This window comes from Veillonella magna DSM 19857 (assembly GCF_000428745.1).
GTDB classification, from domain to species: Bacteria; Bacillota; Negativicutes; order Veillonellales; family Veillonellaceae; genus Veillonella_A; species Veillonella_A magna.
Genome location: NZ_KE386795.1, coordinates 443109 through 462305, shown reverse-complemented (window position 1 = coordinate 462305; position 19197 = coordinate 443109). Strand labels below are relative to the sequence as shown.

Annotated in this window: 20 protein-coding genes, 1 tRNA gene and 1 riboswitch; of the genes, 19 read left to right on the top strand and 2 right to left on the bottom strand. The window is 44.5% G+C overall.

The genetic code is table 11. The features are described from left to right. The first annotated feature begins 89 nt into the window (after positions 1–89). The 5 genes from G344_RS0109085 to thiE all read left to right on the top strand — a co-directional run bounded on the left by G344_RS0109085 (position 90) and on the right by thiE (position 5105). Entirely contained in the window at positions 90–1985 is a 1896-nt protein-coding gene (locus tag G344_RS0109085; protein WP_028255931.1) for a type I glutamate--ammonia ligase, read from the top strand. Positions 1986–2102: 117 nt separating this feature from the next. Then, a riboswitch (TPP riboswitch) is annotated at positions 2103–2201 on the top strand. Positions 2202–2254: 53 nt separating this feature from the next. Next, the gene (gene thiW, locus G344_RS0109080) at positions 2255–2752 is read left to right on the top strand and encodes an energy coupling factor transporter S component ThiW (protein ID WP_028255930.1); all 498 of its coding nucleotides are present in this window, start codon (positions 2255–2257) and stop codon (positions 2750–2752) included. A gap of 26 nt (positions 2753–2778) precedes the next feature. Then, complete coding sequence (gene thiD, locus G344_RS0109075; protein WP_028255929.1) at positions 2779–3567, top strand: bifunctional hydroxymethylpyrimidine kinase/phosphomethylpyrimidine kinase; 789 nt, start codon at positions 2779–2781, stop codon at positions 3565–3567. An 82-nt stretch (positions 3568–3649) separates the two neighbouring features. Further along, positions 3650–4441: a hydroxyethylthiazole kinase gene (gene thiM, locus G344_RS0109070; protein WP_028255928.1), complete on the top strand. Its 792-nt coding sequence runs from the start codon at positions 3650–3652 to the stop codon at positions 4439–4441. Between the two features lies 1 nt (position 4442). Beyond that, positions 4443–5105 carry a thiamine phosphate synthase gene (gene thiE / locus G344_RS11215; protein WP_038155309.1) on the top strand — a complete coding sequence of 221 codons (663 nt, stop codon included), beginning with the start codon at positions 4443–4445 and terminating at the stop codon, positions 5103–5105. A gap of 249 nt (positions 5106–5354) precedes the next feature. Here thiE and tpx read toward each other — a convergent pair whose 3' ends face one another. Next, positions 5355–5870 carry a thiol peroxidase gene (gene tpx / locus G344_RS0109060; protein ID WP_028255927.1) on the bottom strand — a complete coding sequence of 172 codons (516 nt, stop codon included), beginning with the start codon at positions 5868–5870 and terminating at the stop codon, positions 5355–5357. A gap of 207 nt (positions 5871–6077) precedes the next feature. Here tpx and G344_RS11210 point away from each other — a divergent pair, with 207 nt between their 5' ends. The 14 genes from G344_RS11210 to G344_RS0108990 all read left to right on the top strand — a co-directional run bounded on the left by G344_RS11210 (position 6078) and on the right by G344_RS0108990 (position 18686). Then, on the top strand, positions 6078–7766 hold the full coding sequence (locus tag G344_RS11210; RefSeq protein WP_244869513.1) for an ABC transporter ATP-binding protein: 1689 nt from the start codon (positions 6078–6080) through the stop codon (positions 7764–7766). After that, entirely contained in the window at positions 7763–9529 is a 1767-nt protein-coding gene (locus tag G344_RS0109050; protein WP_051245895.1) for an ABC transporter ATP-binding protein, read from the top strand. Before G344_RS11210 ends, G344_RS0109050 begins: the two co-directional genes overlap by 4 nt. Before the next feature lie 28 nt (positions 9530–9557). Beyond that, a complete protein-coding gene (locus tag G344_RS0109045; protein ID WP_028255925.1) occupies positions 9558–10361 on the top strand; it encodes a TrmH family RNA methyltransferase in 804 nt (267 codons plus the stop codon). Further along, positions 10358–11110: a nickel pincer cofactor biosynthesis protein LarB gene (gene larB, locus G344_RS0109040; protein ID WP_028255924.1), complete on the top strand. Its 753-nt coding sequence runs from the start codon at positions 10358–10360 to the stop codon at positions 11108–11110. The genes G344_RS0109045 and larB overlap by 4 nt, the downstream gene beginning before the upstream one ends. A 212-nt stretch (positions 11111–11322) precedes the next feature. Further along, complete coding sequence (larC2, locus tag G344_RS0109035; protein ID WP_051245894.1) at positions 11323–11775, top strand: nickel pincer cofactor biosynthesis protein LarC2; 453 nt, start codon at positions 11323–11325, stop codon at positions 11773–11775. A gap of 197 nt (positions 11776–11972) precedes the next feature. Continuing rightward, positions 11973–12830: a ChbG/HpnK family deacetylase gene (locus G344_RS0109030; protein ID WP_038155307.1), complete on the top strand. Its 858-nt coding sequence runs from the start codon at positions 11973–11975 to the stop codon at positions 12828–12830. Further along, positions 12827–13834, top strand: coding sequence for a lysylphosphatidylglycerol synthase transmembrane domain-containing protein (locus G344_RS0109025; protein ID WP_028255921.1), 1008 nt, complete (start codon positions 12827–12829; stop codon positions 13832–13834). The genes G344_RS0109030 and G344_RS0109025 overlap by 4 nt, the downstream gene beginning before the upstream one ends. An 18-nt stretch (positions 13835–13852) precedes the next feature. Then, positions 13853–14302 (top strand): ACT domain-containing protein, encoded by a 450-nt coding sequence (locus G344_RS0109020; protein WP_028255920.1) that lies wholly within the window; start codon positions 13853–13855, stop codon positions 14300–14302. A gap of 124 nt (positions 14303–14426) precedes the next feature. Then, positions 14427–15716 carry a homoserine dehydrogenase gene (locus G344_RS0109015; protein WP_028255919.1) on the top strand — a complete coding sequence of 430 codons (1290 nt, stop codon included), beginning with the start codon at positions 14427–14429 and terminating at the stop codon, positions 15714–15716. Positions 15717–15724: 8 nt separating this feature from the next. Further along, on the top strand, positions 15725–16642 hold the full coding sequence (thrB, locus tag G344_RS0109010) for a homoserine kinase (protein WP_028255918.1): 918 nt from the start codon (positions 15725–15727) through the stop codon (positions 16640–16642). Positions 16643–16732: 90 nt separating this feature from the next. Beyond that, positions 16733–16809: transfer RNA gene (locus tag G344_RS0109005), tRNA-Pro, on the top strand. 40 nt (positions 16810–16849) lie between these two features. Continuing rightward, positions 16850–17719, top strand: coding sequence for a zinc metalloprotease HtpX (htpX, locus tag G344_RS0109000; protein WP_028255917.1), 870 nt, complete (start codon positions 16850–16852; stop codon positions 17717–17719). A 12-nt stretch (positions 17720–17731) separates the two neighbouring features. Then, on the top strand, positions 17732–18142 hold the full coding sequence (gene ndk / locus G344_RS0108995) for a nucleoside-diphosphate kinase (RefSeq protein ID WP_028255916.1): 411 nt from the start codon (positions 17732–17734) through the stop codon (positions 18140–18142). Positions 18143–18179: 37 nt separating this feature from the next. After that, the gene (locus tag G344_RS0108990) at positions 18180–18686 is read left to right on the top strand and encodes a cob(I)yrinic acid a,c-diamide adenosyltransferase (RefSeq protein WP_028255915.1); all 507 of its coding nucleotides are present in this window, start codon (positions 18180–18182) and stop codon (positions 18684–18686) included. 96 nt (positions 18687–18782) lie between these two features. Here the strand turns inward: G344_RS0108990 and G344_RS0108985 are convergent, their stop codons facing one another. Then, positions 18783–19106, bottom strand: coding sequence for a hypothetical protein (locus tag G344_RS0108985; RefSeq protein ID WP_028255914.1), 324 nt, complete (start codon positions 19104–19106; stop codon positions 18783–18785). Between the last annotated feature and the right edge of the window lie 91 nt (positions 19107–19197).

Here is a 19197-nt window from a genome sequence, read left to right as displayed (position 1 = left end):
AAGACCCCTTAACCTATTGTGTAATGCAATGGGTAAGGGGTCTTTTTGCTATTTGACCAGTTGAGAAAACAGTGAATGGAGGAGCTATTATGGCAAACGAATTATTGTATTACATTCCGGCAGGGCAGTATGGTAAAGAAGGGGTTTTGGCTTTACTGGAACAGCACCCGGAAATTAAATTTGTATCGTTGGTAGGTGTTGACTTGGCAGGTAACGATACGGATGAAAAAATTCCAATTTCCATGTTCTTTGATGACTACGAAGATTTCTTCGAAGGGCGCATGGTACAAACCGACGGCTCCTCCGTTGTGTTAACGGACATTGCTACGCTCAATAATGCGCGCGTTGATATGTGGGCCGATGCCAGTGTAAATTGGTTTATTGATTATAACTATGAAAACCTCGACCCTATGACAGGATTGCCTACAGGTACTCTTCGCATTCCGGCCTTCCTTATGCACTGCGATGAATACGTAGACTCTCGCTCTATTTTAAAACGCAGTGTAGATTACGTAAAATCCGAATTGCTGGCTATGCTTAAAAATAACTATGTTCCGGGCATGGATCATGTAAAGGGCGAAGACATCGCTGATATTTACTTCACTACAGCTACGGAATTGGAATTCTGGGTTAAAACACCGTCTAAGGTGGTTAGCACAAAAGAATTGTCTACGTCTCAGAAATTGCAGGAACAATATTGGCAGCGTACGCACGGTGCCGTACGTACTGCGATGGAACAGGCGGTAGAACGCCTCGATCAGTATGGTTTACATGCTGAAATGGGTCACAAAGAAGTGGGTGGCGTTAAGGGTAAAATCGATGACGAAGGTCATATGGATCATGTATTGGAACAGTTGGAAATCGACTGGAAATATACGAGCAACCCGTTGCAGACGGCAGATAACGAATTGCAGGCGCGTATCATCGTTCGCGAAGTATTCCGCGAAAACGGTCTTGATGTAACCTTCCAGGCAAAACCGATTATTGGCGTAGCCGGTTCTGGTGAACATACTCATTTCGGCTTGATGGCTAAATTGAAAAATGGCAAGATGGTTAACCTCTTCTCGCCGGAAGATATGAAAAAGGCTGCCTTGAGTCCGTTGGGCATCGGCGCTATCATGGGTCTTCTTAAAAACTATGAAGCCATTAACCCTTTCATTTCCTCTACGACAGACTCTTTGAATCGTTTGAAACCCGGTTTCGAAGCACCGGTTTGTATCGTAACCTCTATCGGTGAAGATCCCAGCGTGCCGAGCCGTAACCGTACCATTCTTTGCGGTCTGATTCGCGATATCGATAATCCGATGGCAACGCGTTTTGAATTGCGTTCCCCGAATCCGTACACTAATACATACACGGCTTTGGCGTTGATGTACTTGGCTGCCTTTGACGGCATGAGCTATGTAATTAACTCCGGTAAGACTCCGGCACAGCTTCTTGACGAATTGGCCAAGGCACCGGAAGATGTAACGGATTACCTGGAAACCGGTCGTGCATATCGTTCCGAAAAAGATGTGTTCGAAGATTACACGCAGGAAGAACGCGATGCGATGTTTGGTAAACCGCCGGCAACGGTATGGGAAAACGTGTTGGGTTATAAAAACCATCCGGAAAAAGTGGATGTACTCAGTCGCGGAAATGCATTCAGCCGTCGTTTGATGGATTCTTTCATCGCCGGTGTCATGACTCGTTGGACGTTGGAATTGGCTAATCGTATTGTACCGGCTAACATCAAGGCGGTACGTGCTATGAAGCCGGTTCATACTACGGACGATGTAGTAGATACGGCTCGTTGGGATGCTGTAAACGAATTGCGCATCTATTTGGCTAAGGATACTGCTACGGCTAAGAGCTTGTTCACTCGTATCACCGAAGCCATTGCAGCGAAAGACTATGATACGGCTTCTGCTTTACAGGTAGAAATGAATGAAAAAATGCCTCTCTTGGAAGCAAAATATGCAGAATATGTGCGTAACATTCTGTAATAAGTCATAGATTACACGAAAGAGTTCCTTCTTGTAATGAGGGGGAACTCTTTTTGTAATGCCTCTGTACCTTGTCAGATTAGACGGCTGTTGTTATAATTGAAGTAAATTCATAGGATAAGCCACTAGGGGTGCTAACTGCTGAGATTGACACCAGTCAAATCCCTTTGACCTGATCCGGATAATGCCGGCGTAGGAAAGTGGTGTACCGTACAGTAGGGACACCTCACCATTCCGGCGGAGGTGTTTTTTATTTGGAGGTGTGTTGTATGAAGAAAAGTATTATCGCAGCTATGTTTATTGCTATCGGTGTGGCGCTGTCAACATTTCATGTTACTATTGGCGGTGCCAAAATATTTCCGGTGCAGCATATGATTAATGTTATACTCGCAGTGTTGGTAGGTGCACGCTACAATGTGTCGGCTGCTTTTGGCACATCATGCTTGCGAAATCTATTGGGCATGGGATCGCCGTTAGCCTTTCCCGGCAGCATGGTCGGAGCATTTTTAGCGGGACTTACGTATCGATACACAAAGAATATTGTATTGACTGCCTGTGCAGAGGTGGTGGGTACCGGAATTATCGGAGCTATCATCAGCTATCCTATTGCTGCATTTTTATTGGGAAAAGAAATGGCGATTATGACGTTGATCATTTCCTTTACGGCAAGTACGGCAGCCGGTTCGTTCATGGCCGTTCTGATTTTGTATGTGTTAGAACGTAAAGGAATGTTGGAACGTTTACGCCACGGATTGTATTCGTTATAAACGATGTGAAGCAAGGAGGTAATAGTATGAAATTAGCAACAGCGTTGACAATAGCCGGTACGGATCCGACCGGCGGTGCAGGTATTATGGCCGATTTAAAATCGTTTACGGCACGCGGTGTCTATGGAATGGCTGTGGTAACCAGTGTGGTTGCGCAGAATACGATGGGGGTACGCGCCATTGAAAATATTTCGTTAGATATGCTGGAGGCACAGCTAAAAGCGGTGTATGATGATATTTCCCCTATGGCGGTTAAGACCGGTATGTTGGCTACGGCAGATATGATGCGTGTTATTAAACCGTTTTTATCAAGGGTAACACCATATGTAATGGATCCGGTCATGGTGGCAACCAGCGGAGATGCATTGATTGATGAGGAGGCTCGTCACCATCTGATTAGTGAACTTATGCCGCTGGCTACATTGGTTACACCTAATTTACCGGAAGCGGAATTTTTGGTAGGACGCAAGCTGACGACAGAAGCAGATATTGATAAAGCAGCTCATGAAATTTTGACGGAGATGGGGCCGAAGGCAGTAATTATAAAGGGTGGTCATATCGGAGCGGATGCTACCGATTATTTATATGTCAAGGGAGAAGAACGAAGAACCTGGACATCGCCTAAATTCGATACACCGCATACTCACGGTACAGGCTGTACCTTCTCGGCCGTAATTGCGGCGGAATTGGCAAAGGGCAAATCAATTGCCGAAGCAGTGGCGGTAGGCAAGGCTTTCATTACGACAGCCATCAAAGAAAATCCGGGCTTAGGTAAGGGACACGGACCGGTAAATCACATGGCTTATCACGAGTGATGTCGGAATACACCGGTCAACCGGTTATACATCGATCGATTAGAGTTAAAGAAGAGATAACAAGAAAGAAGGACACACATACATGAAGTATATGGACCTCGTTCGCAGCAAACAGCCATTGGTTATTTGTTTGACGAATGATGTAGTGAAAAATTTTACGGCAAACGGTCTTATCGCAGTCGGTGCATCACCGGCTATGAGCGCGCATGCCGATGACTTAAAAGATTTATTGCGTTATGCAGGAGCACTGTTAATTAATATAGGTACTGCCGATGAACGGTCGGAAGCATTGTATCATGCGGCTATGACGATTGCTAATGCGTATGGTGTGCCGGCTGTGTTGGATCCGGTAGCCTGCGGCGCATCGGCATTTAGAAAACGCATTGCCCTGGAATTATTAGAGCAGCATAGCTTTGCTGTTCTTCGCGGTAATGCCAGTGAAGTGGCAGCCCTAATCGGCGAAAAAATACAAAGTAAAGGGGTGGATTCACAAGCGGCAGAGGACGTAGCGGCTATTGCGCAGGCTGCTGCCAAGACCTATGGACTCACCGTGGCTGTTACCGGTGAAACCGATGCGGTTTCAAACGGAAAGGAAGTTTGCTTGTTGCACAACGGATCGGCGATGATGCCGAAAGTCGTGGGGACCGGTTGTCTGTTAGGGGCAGTCGTAGCTGCTTATGTAGGTGTGGCCGGTGATGATACGTATGAAGCCTGTGCTGAAGCACTGGGCATGTATGCGGTAGCCGGTGAGCTTGCGGCAGAAGCACCTTTGGGACATCGTCCCGGTCATTATGCGGTACATTTTATTGATGCACTGTATACAGTGACGGACGAAGCGGTTCGTCAACGTTTGCATAAGGAGGTGCAGGCATAGCATGGAATATAAACGAATTCCCGTACGACCAGCATTGGCAGTCTATTTTATTTGCGGCACCCAAGATTGTCCGCACGATCCGTTGGATACCATAGAAACGGCCTTGCGCAGTGGAGTAACGATGTTTCAACTGCGCGAAAAAGGGCAGGGCTCGTTAACCGGAGATGCAAAGCGAATCTTTGCCAAGAAGGTACAGCAACTTTGTAAAACCTATGACGTTCCTTTTTTAGTAAACGATGATATTGACCTAGCCTTAGAGCTTGATGCAGATGGTATTCATATTGGCCAAGATGATATGGATATTGTCGAGGCCCGTCGATTATTTCCTGATAAGATTATCGGCTTGTCTGTAGGTAACGAAGAAGAATATAGACAGTCAAATGTGGCATTGGCTGATTATATCGGTACCGGACCGGTGTATCCTACAATTTCAAAAGACGATGCATCACCGGCAACAGGGACGGCGGGCATTACATGTGTGCGACAATTAGATGCAACAATCCCCATAGTAGGTATTGGGGGAATTACGGCTGGCAATGCGGCTGATGTCATTCGTGCCGGCGCAGACGGTGTGTCGGTTATTTCCGCTATCAGTCGTGCGGACAATGTAAGTTGTGCAGTAAAAGCGTTGCGCGAAGCAGTATACGGCGTGTTAGAAAAATGAGGGGACACCGGAGACGTGCGTCGCAAGGCTAGTCAACTACATATAGAAAGATATAATACGATTGCATAGACACGTGAATGTATAGCGAAGAGATTGCAAAAAGATTCTGTAAAAAGATTGTACAAAAAGAATATATAAAAAAGAGATGTAACAACGGAGAATAGGCTCCATGTGTTACATCTCTTTTTATTTGTACTAATTGTTAATCAGCCGTAATGTACATGACGGCGATAGGTGTTGCCCTATAAATTAGAGAGCAGCTTTAGCGGCTTCTACAGCAGCATCGAAGTTTACAGCATTAGTTACTTCCGGAACATATTCAACGTAAGTAACTTTGTCGTTCTTGTCAACAACAACGATACCACGAGTCAAAAGACGAAGTTCTTCAATTAAGAAACCATAGTTAGTACCGAAGCTTGCATCTTTGTGGTCGGACAAGGTTACAACGTTTTCAACGCCGGCAGCACCGCACCAACGTTTCTGTGCAAACGGCAAGTCCATAGATACAGTCAATACAACAACGTCATCGGAAAGAGCCGTTGCATTCTGATTGAACCAACGAGTCTGAGCATCGCATACGCCGGTATCAAGAGACGGTACAACGGAGAAAATTTTAACCTTGCCTTCGTAGTCTTTTAAGGTTTTTACTGCCAAACCATTATCAAGCAAAGTGAAGTCAGGGGCTTTGTCGCCTACTTTAACTTCTTTGCCTACGAGAGTCATCGGGTTGCCAACAAAAGTAATTACACCAGTACGTTTTTCCATGGTTACTAAACCTCCTATATTTCACATCTTAGAAAAGAATATAATATCCTCTATCAATTGATAGTGTAGCATGATAGAATAGAAAAGTAAATCGGAATTTAACGATATAATAAACTTACTGATAAACGAGGAGTTAAAATGAGCAAGTTTTTTTTGTTTAATCAATTCTTTAAAGGCTATGGGCACATATACCTTTTGGGGGTATGTATGCTGATAGCCATTGATATTTTATTCTTATGGGTACCTAAATTGACAGGAGATGCCATTAATACTTTGTATTACGGCAAGGAAGGGCTGACACATTATATTTGGTTGTTTGTGCTCGTCGCCGTTGTGGTTACTGTATTAAAGTTTTCATCCCGTCATTTACTGTTAGGATCCATACGGCGTTTTGAATTTTTGTTGCGTCGTCGCTTATTTGATCATGCCTTATATATTCCGACTGCGTATTACGAAAAGAACGGTCCCGGCAAGGTGATGGCCTTGATGACAAACGATGTTACCACGTTGCGCGTATCCTTAGGGTTGGGCGTAATGATTTTCGTAGATGCCATTTTTTTTGGTATCTTTTCATTCTTTCTCATGGCGAAGCAGGTATCGGCGCAATTGGCCATGACTATATTGACTCCCATGCCGTTTATCGTGGTCGCTATGCTGGTGTTAAGCCGTCGCATGCGTCGTAAGCAACGGGAAGCGCAAAATACGTATAGCGATTTGACGGAGTTTGCCCAAGAGTTATTCTTAGGTATGCCGGTAATCAGGGCATTTAATCGAGAACTTACCAGTTTACATCGCTTCATAGGTACTAACCGTACAAATTACGAAAAAAATATGAAGGTAGCTTTACTCGACGCGTTGTTGGCACCGGTTACCTATGTAGCACCGTTTATTTGTTATGCCATTGCCATTTATGTATGTGGTAATCTTATTATTACCAACGAGATAACGGTTGGTGATTTTGTTGCCATTAATGGCTATCTCATTCTTATCATCGGTCCGATCATGGGGATCGGTTCCTTAGCATCGGTGCTGCAAAAAGGCTTTGCGTCTTTGGATCGTCTGTCCGATTTTTTAGCATTGCCGGAGGAAGTACCGAGTGATGAAACGGATGAGTTGGCTCCGGCACCGTTACAGGTGCGGCACCTGACATTTGCATATCCGGAAACGACGGCACCGGTATTGCAGGATGTAACCGTAGATATTGAAGAGGGCGCGTTTATCGGTATTGTGGGCGGGCCTGGCTCGGGAAAATCGACATTATTCAAGTTGCTGTTGCGTTTGTATGATACGCCGCAGGGAACACTGTATATCGGCAATGAAGATATTACGACAATTCCTCTCAGTGTACTTCGACGCAGCATTGCCTATGTACCGGCGGAAACCTTTTTGCTAGGTACATCCATTGCCGATAATATTACCTTTGGTGAAGAAGCATCTCGCCATATTACCTTGGAAGAAGCAGCTAATCGTTCGGCGCTGCGTCGTGATTTATGGAATCGTATTCACGACAATGCAGCATTGCGTGAAGGCGGCGCGGATTTATCCGGCGGGCAAAAGCAGAGAATTAATATTGCGAGAGGATTATATAAAAATGCACCGTACTTATTGTTGGATGATAGCTTCTCGGCTTTAGATACGGTGAGTGCGGCAGGTATTATCAAGACATTGCGTAGCGGCCGACGTCAAACGTTGCTATTTATTTCGCAGCGACTGGAAGCCTTACGTGAAGCCGATCGAATTTTAGTATTTAAAGAAGGACGCATTGTGGAAGCCGGTACTCATGAAGAATTGTTGAGCCGTAATGGTGAATACTGTCGCCTTTATGCACAACAACTACAAGGAGCAACACAGGGGAACAGTGAAGGTGCGTCTGGCGAAACGGAGGTGAACCCATGATACATTATAAAGAAGAACGACCTAAACAAAGCGGCGATTGGTTGATGTTGCGTAGATTGGGTTCGTATATTAAGCCTCACGGTAAGCTTCTGATTGTGGCTGCCTTGTTTCTGACCGTATCATTGGCGATGGAATTGATTCGCCCGTTACTCTTGAAAGGAGTTATTGATGAAGCTTTCCCGGAACGGAATGTAGGCATTATCATGAAATATGCAGGATTATATTTCGGGTCGGTTATTATCAGCATGATCGCGCTGTTTATTGAAAATTATACATTACAATCTTTCGGGCAACAGATTATCTATGAAATCAGAAATGTGGTATTCACTAAGCTAATCAGTCGATCACCGGCACATTTTAATGAGCTGTCGATCGGTAATTTGGTTACACGCGTTACTAACGATACCGAAGCATTGCGGACACTTTATACCGATGTGGTGCTCAAGCTTTGCAGCAGTAGCCTTATGATTATTGGTATATTGATTTCCATGTATTTCCTTAGTGTTCCGTTGGCATTGGTGGTATCCGTATTGTTGCCGTTGATGGCAGTGATTATCTTTGTATACCAAAAATACGCACGCAAGGCATTTCGCGGTGTACGCAGTAAATTGGCAGCCTCCAATACATCGGTACAGGAAATGCTGAATTTCATTGTCATCATAAAGTCGTACTTAGGTGAAAAGATTATGGCTAAACGCTACGATGCGGTAAGCCGAGAATTTTTGGCAGCGGGATTATTCGAAGTAAAAACCTTTGCCATTTTTCGTCCTATCGTAGACGGTCTTTTATTTGTGGCCATTATTGCTATTTTCAGCTTTACGAACTGGTTTGACGGTGTAACGGAAGCGGGGACGGTATTTGCCTTCCTGCGATATATCAATAAATTTTTTCAACCGTTAAAAGACATTGCGGATAAATATAATCAGCTGCAAAGTTCATTAGCCGGTGCGGAACGATTAGTGCCGATTATTAATGAAATAGAAGATGTACCGATTGAATCGGTAACGGTGCCGGATGAATTGATTCCGGTAAAGACAATTTCCTTTGAACACGTTTATTTTTCATACAACAATGATGATAACTACGTGTTAAAAGATATTAACTTTACTATACACGGCGGCGACTTTATCGGCATTGCCGGTCCTTCGGGTGGTGGGAAGTCGACGCTGATGAGTTTGCTGATGGGATTTTACCGACCTACGAAGGGGTCCATTCGCATTAACGGCTATGACATTGCCGACTATGCACCGGCCGTAATTCGTGAGATAATGGGATATGTATTTCAAGATAGTCACTTGTTTAAAGGAACGATTCGTGAGAATATAACATTATATGATACGGGCATAAAGGATTCGGATATTCAAAAGGCTACCGAACAGGCGCATTTGCATCATCTTATCGAACGGTTGCCCAATGGCTATGACACGCCGGTAGGATATTTGGGATCCTTGCTGTCGACAGGACAAAAGCAACTACTAGCATTGGCCCGTGTATTGGTGCGGGCGCGCAGCATTCTTATTTTTGATGAAGCGACGGCGAATATCGACAGTCATACCGAAGGGCTGATTCAGGAGTCGATAACACGTATTCGCGGTGAAAAAACAATCATCAGTATTGCACATCGCTTATCGACTATCCGCGGTGCCGATTGTATTTATATTATTGAAAACGGAGAAATTTTAGAGCGGGGAACTTACGAGAATTTGATGAGCACCAAAGGAGTTTTCTATACATTATGGACGACGCAATTGCGCAATGCGTAGATGATTGTATGAAGGGCATGGAGTAAGTATGGAATATATACAGTCTAAAGATAACGGAACGGTGAAGCATATTGCTTCGTTACAACGAAAAAAGTTTCGGCGACAATATAAAGAATATATCGTAGAAGGCTGGCGGTCTGTTTTGGATGTGCTGCCAACAGGGCAAGTTAAACTGATTGCCATATCCGACGAAGTTAACGATGAAGAGGTGCAAGCTATGGTAGACGCGGCACATGACGCACAGTGCCGCATAGTACGTGTCGTTGCCGGATTGTATCACACGTTGGAAGAAACGGAAAACGGGCAAGGGGTATTGGCTGTAGTGGCGCAGCAGTCGTCAGATATTTCTATGTTCCGACCGGATGCATGCAGTCTACTTATTGATGAGGTACAGGATCCCGGAAATTTGGGAACAATTTTACGAACGGCGTTGGCCGCTGGGGTGACGCAGATTTTGTTAACCAAGGGGTGTGTGGATCCGTATAATGCGAAGACCGTTCGCAGTACGATGAGTGCATTAAGCAAGGTAACCTTGTTTGAACAAGTGACGGTAGAGGATATTAAATCACTTTGCACAACACATCATTTAACTGTATATGCCACTGCGTTAGATGAAGCAGAGCCATATCGTGCAGTCGATTATAAAACGCCGGTGTTACTTATGATGGGAAATGAAGGACGCGGCGTAAGCGACGAGTTCTTTGCATTGGCACATCGGCGTATTACTATTCCTATGTATGGCCCCATTGAATCGTTAAACCTGGCAGTGGCTACGGGACTGTGCCTATTTGCTATCAGAGAATCCATAGAGGAAAGGAAGCGTATGGGATGAAGGATGAAAGCATAGAAGCTATCTTGGCGGCTGTCAAGGAAGGTGATTTGTCGATCGAAGCGGCGAAGCAGCAACTGATGATGCCAAAAGAAATACATTTGGAAGGTGCTGTCCTTGATTTGCAGCGCGCGTCCAGACAAGGTTTTCCGGAGGTAGTATACTGCGAAGGCAAAACAGACGAGCAATGTGTGACTATCTTTAAGGCTCTTAATGAACGTTATAATACATTTATGGGAACGCGAGCACGACCGGTTCTTTATGAGCTGTTGAAAGATGAAATCCCGGATATTCGCTACGATGAAAGCAGTCGTATTTTGTATGTGCAGCGCAATACACGTAATGTAAACGGAGACAGAGTGATTGCTGTAGTCACTGCAGGAACCAGTGATATTCCGGTAGCGGAGGAAGCTGCCTTGACGGCAGAGCTTATGGGGAATACGGTACGCCGCGTATATGATGTGGGCGTAGCCGGTATTCATCGCCTGTTCAATAGATTGGATGATATTACATCGGCTAATGTGGTTATTGTCGTAGCCGGTATGGAAGGTGCGCTGGCCAGTGTGGTAGGAGGTCTTGTGACCAAGCCGGTTATTGCCGTACCAACCAGCGTAGGATACGGAGCCAGTTTTAAAGGCATGACGGCACTGCTGGCCATGCTTAATTCCTGCGCCGCCGGTGTAGGTGTTGTTAATATCGATAATGGTTTCGGTGCGGGGCGTATGGCTCATGTTATAAACAGCTGCCGATAATGCTGTGAAGATACGTTTGTCGGCATTGGCTATTGTAATAGAAATGTATCTGACCGTATTGGCTGCCAGATAATTTCATCGGTGACCGTTGTGTAATTTAATAGGTGGATTATAGGATGACCGCTCGTCTTGGGATGGGCGGTTTCATTGTAATCTGTTAAAATTATCCGTATGCTATGATAATAGTTTATAAAAGAAAAGGATGTGTACCCATGATGAGTGATACGAGTAAAGATGCCTTAATCAAGATGGAAGCCAATATAGACAACATGAACCCGGAACAATACGGCGGTCTATTGGATCGTTACTTACAAGCAGGTGCAAATGATGCATGGATGACACCGATTATTATGAAAAAAGGACGACCGGCGATTATGCTAAGCATTTTATGTCGCAAGGAATTACTGGATACTATGCGTGATATTACGTTTCGACACACCACGACAATCGGTATGCGGTATACCCCGTATGAGCGCTTTGTATGTGAAAGGGAGTTTCGCACCGTTACATTAGGTCACGATGTGGTGCATGTGAAGGAAGCATTTTGGCAAGGAAAGCGCGTTAATATATCGCTTGAATACGAAGATTTAGCAGCTATCGCCGAAAAAGAAGATAAACCGATAAAAGAAATCGAAAAAAAGGTATGGCGTTTATTGTCGTTATAGTGTACAATTATCCAGTGTTGTATATAAGAGGTGGACAGGCTGTCGATACAACAAAGACATACTTTGTTACAGCCGATCTTCTATAAGAAAATAAAAATATACAAAGTTATTTGCAAAGATATATTGCCAATTCTGTTTGTGTTTGATAGAATAACATATATCCTCTTTGAATGAACAAAGATAGAGGAGGCATTAGCATGAATCATTCTAAGCTTATTGTAAATGCCGATGATTTCGGTCTTCACAGCAGTGTTAACAAAGCTATTGTTGAAGGACATCGGCGAGGAATTATTACAAGTACATCATTGTTGGCTTCCGGAGATGCTTTTGATGAAGCAGTGGAGTTGGTTAAGGAAGTGCCTACGCTGGGTATTGGTATACACACGGCATTAGTCGGTGGACTGCGTCCGGTGTGTGCACCGGAAGAGGTTCCCTCCTTGTTAGTTAACGGACGTTTTCCCGACACCTATACAACATTTATGAAGCGTGTAGCCGAAGGTCTTGTTAATTTTAATGAAGTACATCGGGAGTTGGAGGCACAATGCAAGCGTATCGTTGATACGGGATTGAGGATAACTCATATTGACGGACATCAACATTTACATGTATTGCCGCAGGTGGCACCTATGATCGCGGAGTTGGCTGCTAAGTATGGTGTGTCCCGAGTGCGAGTACCGTCGGAACAACGACTTTTCATGAATGGTATCAAGGATTGGGGGCGCTATGCCGGAAAACTGACGTTGACGGAAATGGCCGAACGGGCACGTCGTACCTTTAATCGGTTTGGTTTACGCTCTACCGTATATTTTTGGGGTATGATGGCCGGAGGTCAGTTGAATGAGGAGCGTTTGGTAACAATCATAGATAAAGTGACCTCCTTGCCGGGAACGCATGAGATTATGACACATCCCGGTATGGACGCAGATATACTAGGACATCGCTTTAATTGGGGCTATCATTGGGATGATGAGCTGGCAGCTATGTGCAGCGCTCGTTGTCGTGCCCGTCTTAACACGTGCGGTGTGGAATTAATAACGTATGGAGAATTGGAATGAATAAAGTAGCCAAGCGAGGTTGTATACTCGGTGGCGTGTTGGTGTGCATTTCTGTAATTACTATTTATGCAACGGTTGATATCAATTCTCTAAAAACATTGGGTACGTTCAATTGGGAATCGCTGTTATTTGCTGCTATAGCGTTGGCTATAGGTATGTATTTTGATGGCTTGCGATTACAGCGGTTAGTAAAAATCGGTGGATATTCCTTGCCGTTGCCGGCGGTGCTCCGTGTTATTTTCGGCAATTATTTTATGGCGATGTTGACACCGGGAGCCAGCGGTGGTGCAGTAGCACAGGTATTAATACTAAAAAGCTACGGCGTGCCGGTAATGAAGGGTGCTCCGATTGTTTTGATACGTACTGTATTTTCAATTTTATTTTTGGTAGTTATGCTGCCCATTATATTTATTTATGATGCTATATCCATACCCTATATTTCGAAGGAGGCCTTAGTGCGCATTTCGTTTGTGTTGATGGTATGTGCTATTGCCGGTTTATACATATTGCAAACAAATCTAATGAAGCAATTGGTATACCGGTTGGCTACCATGACAGGGCGAGGATCTCCAAAGGGATGGTTGGCTAAGCTATCAGAATTGAATGAAGGATTTAGCCTAATTTATGCTAAGCCGTGGCAATCATTGTTAGTGTTTGTCGAATCCGGTGCAAGTCTATTGTTCTTATATGCCATAGCACCGGCATTGATGGTGGCGTTTACGCATCAAATTGATATAATCGCGATTTTAAATCGTATGATATTGTTAAATTTAATCCTTTATTTTGCACCGACACCCGGGGGGACAGGTGTGGCGGAAGGATTATTCATATATTTGTTTACGGCGTATTTACCTGTCGGGACAGTTGGGTTAGTGGCTGTAGGTTGGCGTATTGTAGCGGAGTATATACCCTTTTTTATCGGTATGTATTCAGTCTTTACCCTGTACGGCCGTCAATTCGTGGCGGGGACAATTACGGACGCCGGAAGTGCAGATCATTCGTAAGAAAGTGGAGGAACGAGTATGGCAAAGCAAAAGAAAGACAAATTTTACTTAGTTCAGGAGGATATTCTTCCGGAAGCAATTAAGAAAACCATTAAAGTTAAGGAAATTTTAAAGCTCGGTGAAGTGCGTACCATTAACGAAGCCGTGGAAATGATGGACTTAAGCCGTTCCGCATACTACAAGTACAAGGATTACGTATTCCCGTTCTATGAAATTGCGCAGGGAAAAATTGTGTCCATTACGATTTCCATGTCTAATGAATCCGGCATGCTTTCCAGCATTCTTCGTGCTATTGCGGAAGCAAACGGTAGTATTTTGACAATCAATCAGGATATTCCGTTGCAGGGAATTGCAAATGTAAGCATCGCTTTTGAAACGAAAGATATGCGTGGTTCTTTGGAGGATTTGCTCAACGGCATTCGCTCTATGCGCGGTATCATTCGTGTTGAAATTTTAGGTCAAGCGTAAATAGTGAGCAGTACTTTGATGATGTGTAACCATCATGAGTACATTTACGACGTAGAGGCCCCGACCGGAACCGGCCGGGGTTTCTATGTATATAAAATTGTAAAAGAAGAGAGAGGTTTTGTATATGAAAGAAGTCGAGGTAGCTCTGTTAGGATTCGGTACGGTGGGAAGCGGAACGTTTTCGTTGTTGCAGACTAATGCCGAATTGATTGAAAATCGATTGGGGGTACGCCCTCATGTATCTAAAATTTATGTTCGTAACCCACAGAAGTATACGGATGTTACATTGCCGGAAGGAACGGTATTTACCGATTCGGTAGACGATGTATTGGGGGATGAAACGATTCGTATTGTTGTTGAAGTTATGGGGGGAACTACATTTGCCAGAGAATGCGTGGAAAAGGCACTTAAGGCTGGGAAAAATGTAGTGACTGCCAATAAAGATTTGCTGGCAGAGGCAGGACCATATTTGTTGGATTTAGCTTCCAAAAACGGAGTAGACTTACGATATGAAGCCAGCGTATTAGGTGGCATTCCTATTATTCGCACATTATATGATTCCCTGGGTGGTAACAAGATTAGCGAGCTCGTAGGGATCATGAACGGTACGACAAATTTTATTTTGTCTAAAATGACCGAAGATGGTAGTAACTATGATGAAGTATTGGCAGAAGCGCAGGCGTTAGGATATGCGGAGGCGGACCCCACAGCTGACGTAGAAGGGCTTGATGCCGCACGTAAGCTGGCTATCCTGTCATCAATTGCATTTAATCGCCGCATATTCTTTGAAGATGTGCATGTGGAAGGGATTACTAAAATTGACTCTACCGATATTGCCTTCGGCAAGGAATTCGGATATACGATCAAGCTATTAGGTATTGCGAAGGAAACGAAAAAAGGTCTTTCCTTAAACGTGCATCCTGCATTTATTTCCCAGCAACATCCGTTGGCAGCGGTACGTGGTTCGTACAATGCGCTATATGTAAAGGGGAATGGTATTGATGATGCTATGTTTTACGGTCGCGGCGCCGGTAGTTTACCTACGGGCAGTTCCGTAGTCAGCGATATTATGGAAGTAACCAAAAATGAAGCGGCACAGGCTACGGGAAAATTGACGCCGTTCTTTTACCCGGATAAGAATCTGTATGCATCGGGCAAAATCGAATCATCGTATTATATGCGTCTCTTAGTCGATAACTCTACCGGTGTATTGGCTAAGGTAGCATCTAAATTAGCGGAGCAACGCATTTCCGTTCAAGCGGTTATTCAACGTAATGAGGATGCACAAACAGCTACCTTGGCCATCGTCACATCTATCTGCCCGCGTTCGTACATCCTGAATGTTATTAATGCATTTAATAAATTGCGTGTAGTCAAGGAAGTCGGCAGTGTCATCCGCATTATGGCGGACTAGGAGGAATTATGATGTCTATCGCTGTTAGAGTGCCTGCTACCAGTGCAAACTGCGGGCCCGGATTCGATTCGTTGGGGTTGGCGCTGGCCATGTACAATACATTTACATTTACACCGATGGAGGGTGCTGATATATACAGCTATACCTTTCAAGGATTAGGTGCCGATATATTGGAGCAAGAAAATCCGGAAGATAACTTGATCGGCGAATCTATGAAGAAGTTGTTTGCCGTCGTAGGTGAGGAAGGTGTGTTCGGACGCATCGATGTGTCGATTGCCATTCCTCCGGCACGCGGTTTGGGCAGTAGCTCTACTGCTATCGTGGCTGGTTTAATGCTGGCGAATCGATTAGTTAAAAAGCCACTCAGTAAGGAGGCTATGTTGGAGCTTGCCAACGAAATGGAAGGGCATCCGGATAATGTAGCACCGGCTTTATTGGGGGATTTGATTTGTGCTGTTCAGGATGGAGCGGCAGGGCTTTGCTATGGAAAGATTTCGGTACCGGATTCCTTGCGCTTTGCCGTAGTCGTGCCGGATGTGTTGGTATCAACCGAGTATGCACGCAGTGTATTACCTACGCAGATTGCTCATAAAAAAGCAGTAGCCAATGTAGGGCGAGCTGCTTTATTGGTTACAGCCTTGCAACAAAACAAGCCTGAACTGTTGGCTGTGGCTTTGGAGGATATGCTTCATGTGCCGTACCGTAAGGAATTAATCCCTTGTTGCGATGAGGTTTTTGAAGCAGCACGGGAAGCCGGCGCTTACGGAAGTACTATCAGCGGTTCCGGATCGACATTGATTGCCTATTGCAACGAATCCACGGCTCATCAGGTAGTAGAGGCTATGGTACAAGTATTTTTGCGAAACGGTATTGAGTGTATAGGGGAAGTGCTTACGGCAGATGAAAACGGCGCCGATTATATTTAATCGGCTGCCGTTACAGGCTCCTTGTTTTTGAAAAAAATTTTTCAAAAAATTCATAACGTTTTCATAGATTTTGTGATATAATAATTTCATCGGGACGTAGCTCAGTTTGGTAGAGCGCTACCTTGGGGTGGTAGAGGTCGCAAGTTCAAATCTTGTCGTTCCGACCATTTTTATATTACGAACAAAAGAAATGAGGCAAAGAAACAAATGAACAATGTAAAGACGGCTGTGTTGCTAGCATTGATGACGGCGTTGTTAATGGTAATCGGGCAGTTTGTCGGCGGCAGAGGTGGTTTGATTACTATGTTTGTCGTTTCCATGGGGATTAACTTCTTCAGCTATTGGAACAGTGATAAGGTTGTTTTGAGTATGTATGATGCTAAGCAAATCAGCGAGGCTAACAATCCTAATTTGTATCACATGGTACAGCGGTTGGCCAAGAACGGTGGTTTGCCTATGCCTAAGGTATACATCATCAATTCGCAGGTTCCTAATGCATTTGCAACCGGTCGTAATCCGGAGCATGCTGCAGTGGCTGTTACAACGGGAATCATGGATTTACTTACGGATGATGAAATTGAAGGTGTTTTGGGCCATGAGCTGACGCATGTTAAACATCGCGACACGCTTATTAGTACGATTGCTGCCGGTATGGCCGGTGTGATCAGTATGGTGGCAAACATGCTTCAATTTTTTGCTATATTCGGACGAAGTGATGACCGTGAAGAAGGAGCCAATCCGATTGCTATGATTGCAACGATTATTCTTGCTCCTTTAGCTGCAGCACTGATTCAGATGGCTATATCCCGTTCTCGTGAATATTTAGCCGATGAAGGCGGTGCCTATATGAGTGGCAAACCATTGGCGTTAGCATCCGCATTGGCTAAGATTGAACATTACTCTAAATACGGCACGCTGCCGCAGGTAAGTACTTCACAGGCAGAAGCGACAGCACATATGTTTATTATTAATCCGTTGGGGAGTTTACGTTCTTTTTCGGCATCGCTTTTCAGTACGCATCCACGCACGATGGATCGTATAGCGCGATTAAAAGAACTGGCTCAGCGCATGCGTTAGGAGGATGACGGCATGGAACACACATTGGTTTTGGTTAAACCGGATGGAGTACGGCGCAATCTTTGCGGTACTATATTGGCACGCTATGAGGCAAAGGGCTTGACAATTAGCGCGTTAAAGCTTATGCAGGTACCTCGCGAATTAGCGAAAAAACATTATGCGGAACATGCGGAGAAACCGTTCTTCGGAGAATTGGTTGACTTTATTACGTCCGGTCCGGTGTTGGCAATGATTTTGAGCGGTGAAAACGCAGTGGCTGCGGTTCGGCAACTCAATGGCGCTACGAATCCGTTGGAAGCTGTACCGGGGAGCATTCGCGGTGACTTTGGTCTTGCCATTAATGAAAATGTGGTTCATGCGTCCGATGCGGTTGCTACCGCACAGCGTGAAATAGCTCTTTGGTTTCCGGAATTCACGGAGTAATACGTACCAAAGACGTTGTGATTAGGAGGGATGACCTATGGCTTCTAATGTATATACTAAAACAGGTGATAAAGGTTCCACCAGTCTTTATACAGGTGAACGTGTTCGCAAATCATCGCTTCGTGTTGATGCATACGGCACTATCGATGAATTGCAATCATGTCTCGGTGTGGCAAGAGCTTTTTCCGAGCATGAAGATATTCAGCAGGTTATCTACAATATAGAAAAAAACTTGTGGTTGCTGATGGCAGACATTGCCAGCATGGGGAAAGAGCCTAATATTACGGAAGATAATATTACCGAGCTGGAACACATCATTGATAGCTATGAAGCTAAGATGGAACCGCTTACTAAATTTATTGTTCCCGGTGATAAGAAGAGCTCTGCGTTGCTCCATCAGTGCCGCACGGTAACCCGTCGTGCCGAACGTGCGTTGTGGCGTGTCGTTGATAATGATGAACCGGTGCATGCCGTAGATATTCGCTATTTGAATCGCTTGTCCGATTGTTGCTACATGTTGGCACGGGCAGAGTTCGAATTGTAAAAAAGTAATCACATACGGAAGATATCATTGTATAGTGAAAATAAAAAGCTATGGCTGTTTATACGGCCATAGCTTTTTTGTTTCGGTGTTGCATTATTACTTGCTTAACACATCTTCCGGGCTGGGGTAGAAGAAGAAGAGGGTATTAATTTCATATTGGAATTTTTCTCTGATTTTAGCGGATAATAAGGTTTCAAATTGAATGATGTCATCGGAACTCATCACACCGTCTTCTACCAAAACGGTCAGTTGTGGCTCCACTTCGGGTGCTCCTTCAGGTAATGCTTCCGGCGGAAGGGGAATAGAGACAATAAGACGGGCGCTGGCTAAATAATTATTGTTTTGATCGGTAACCATCATGCGATAAGTATTCTCCCATAAGGTAGCCATCATTTTTACAGTTACATTTGTTAATTCCATAGATCTTCTCCTTAACGGCTCTCTGCATGTAATCAGTAACAATTGTGATATGAACAGTCTTCATGATTAGGGGTGGCAGGGAGCCTTGATT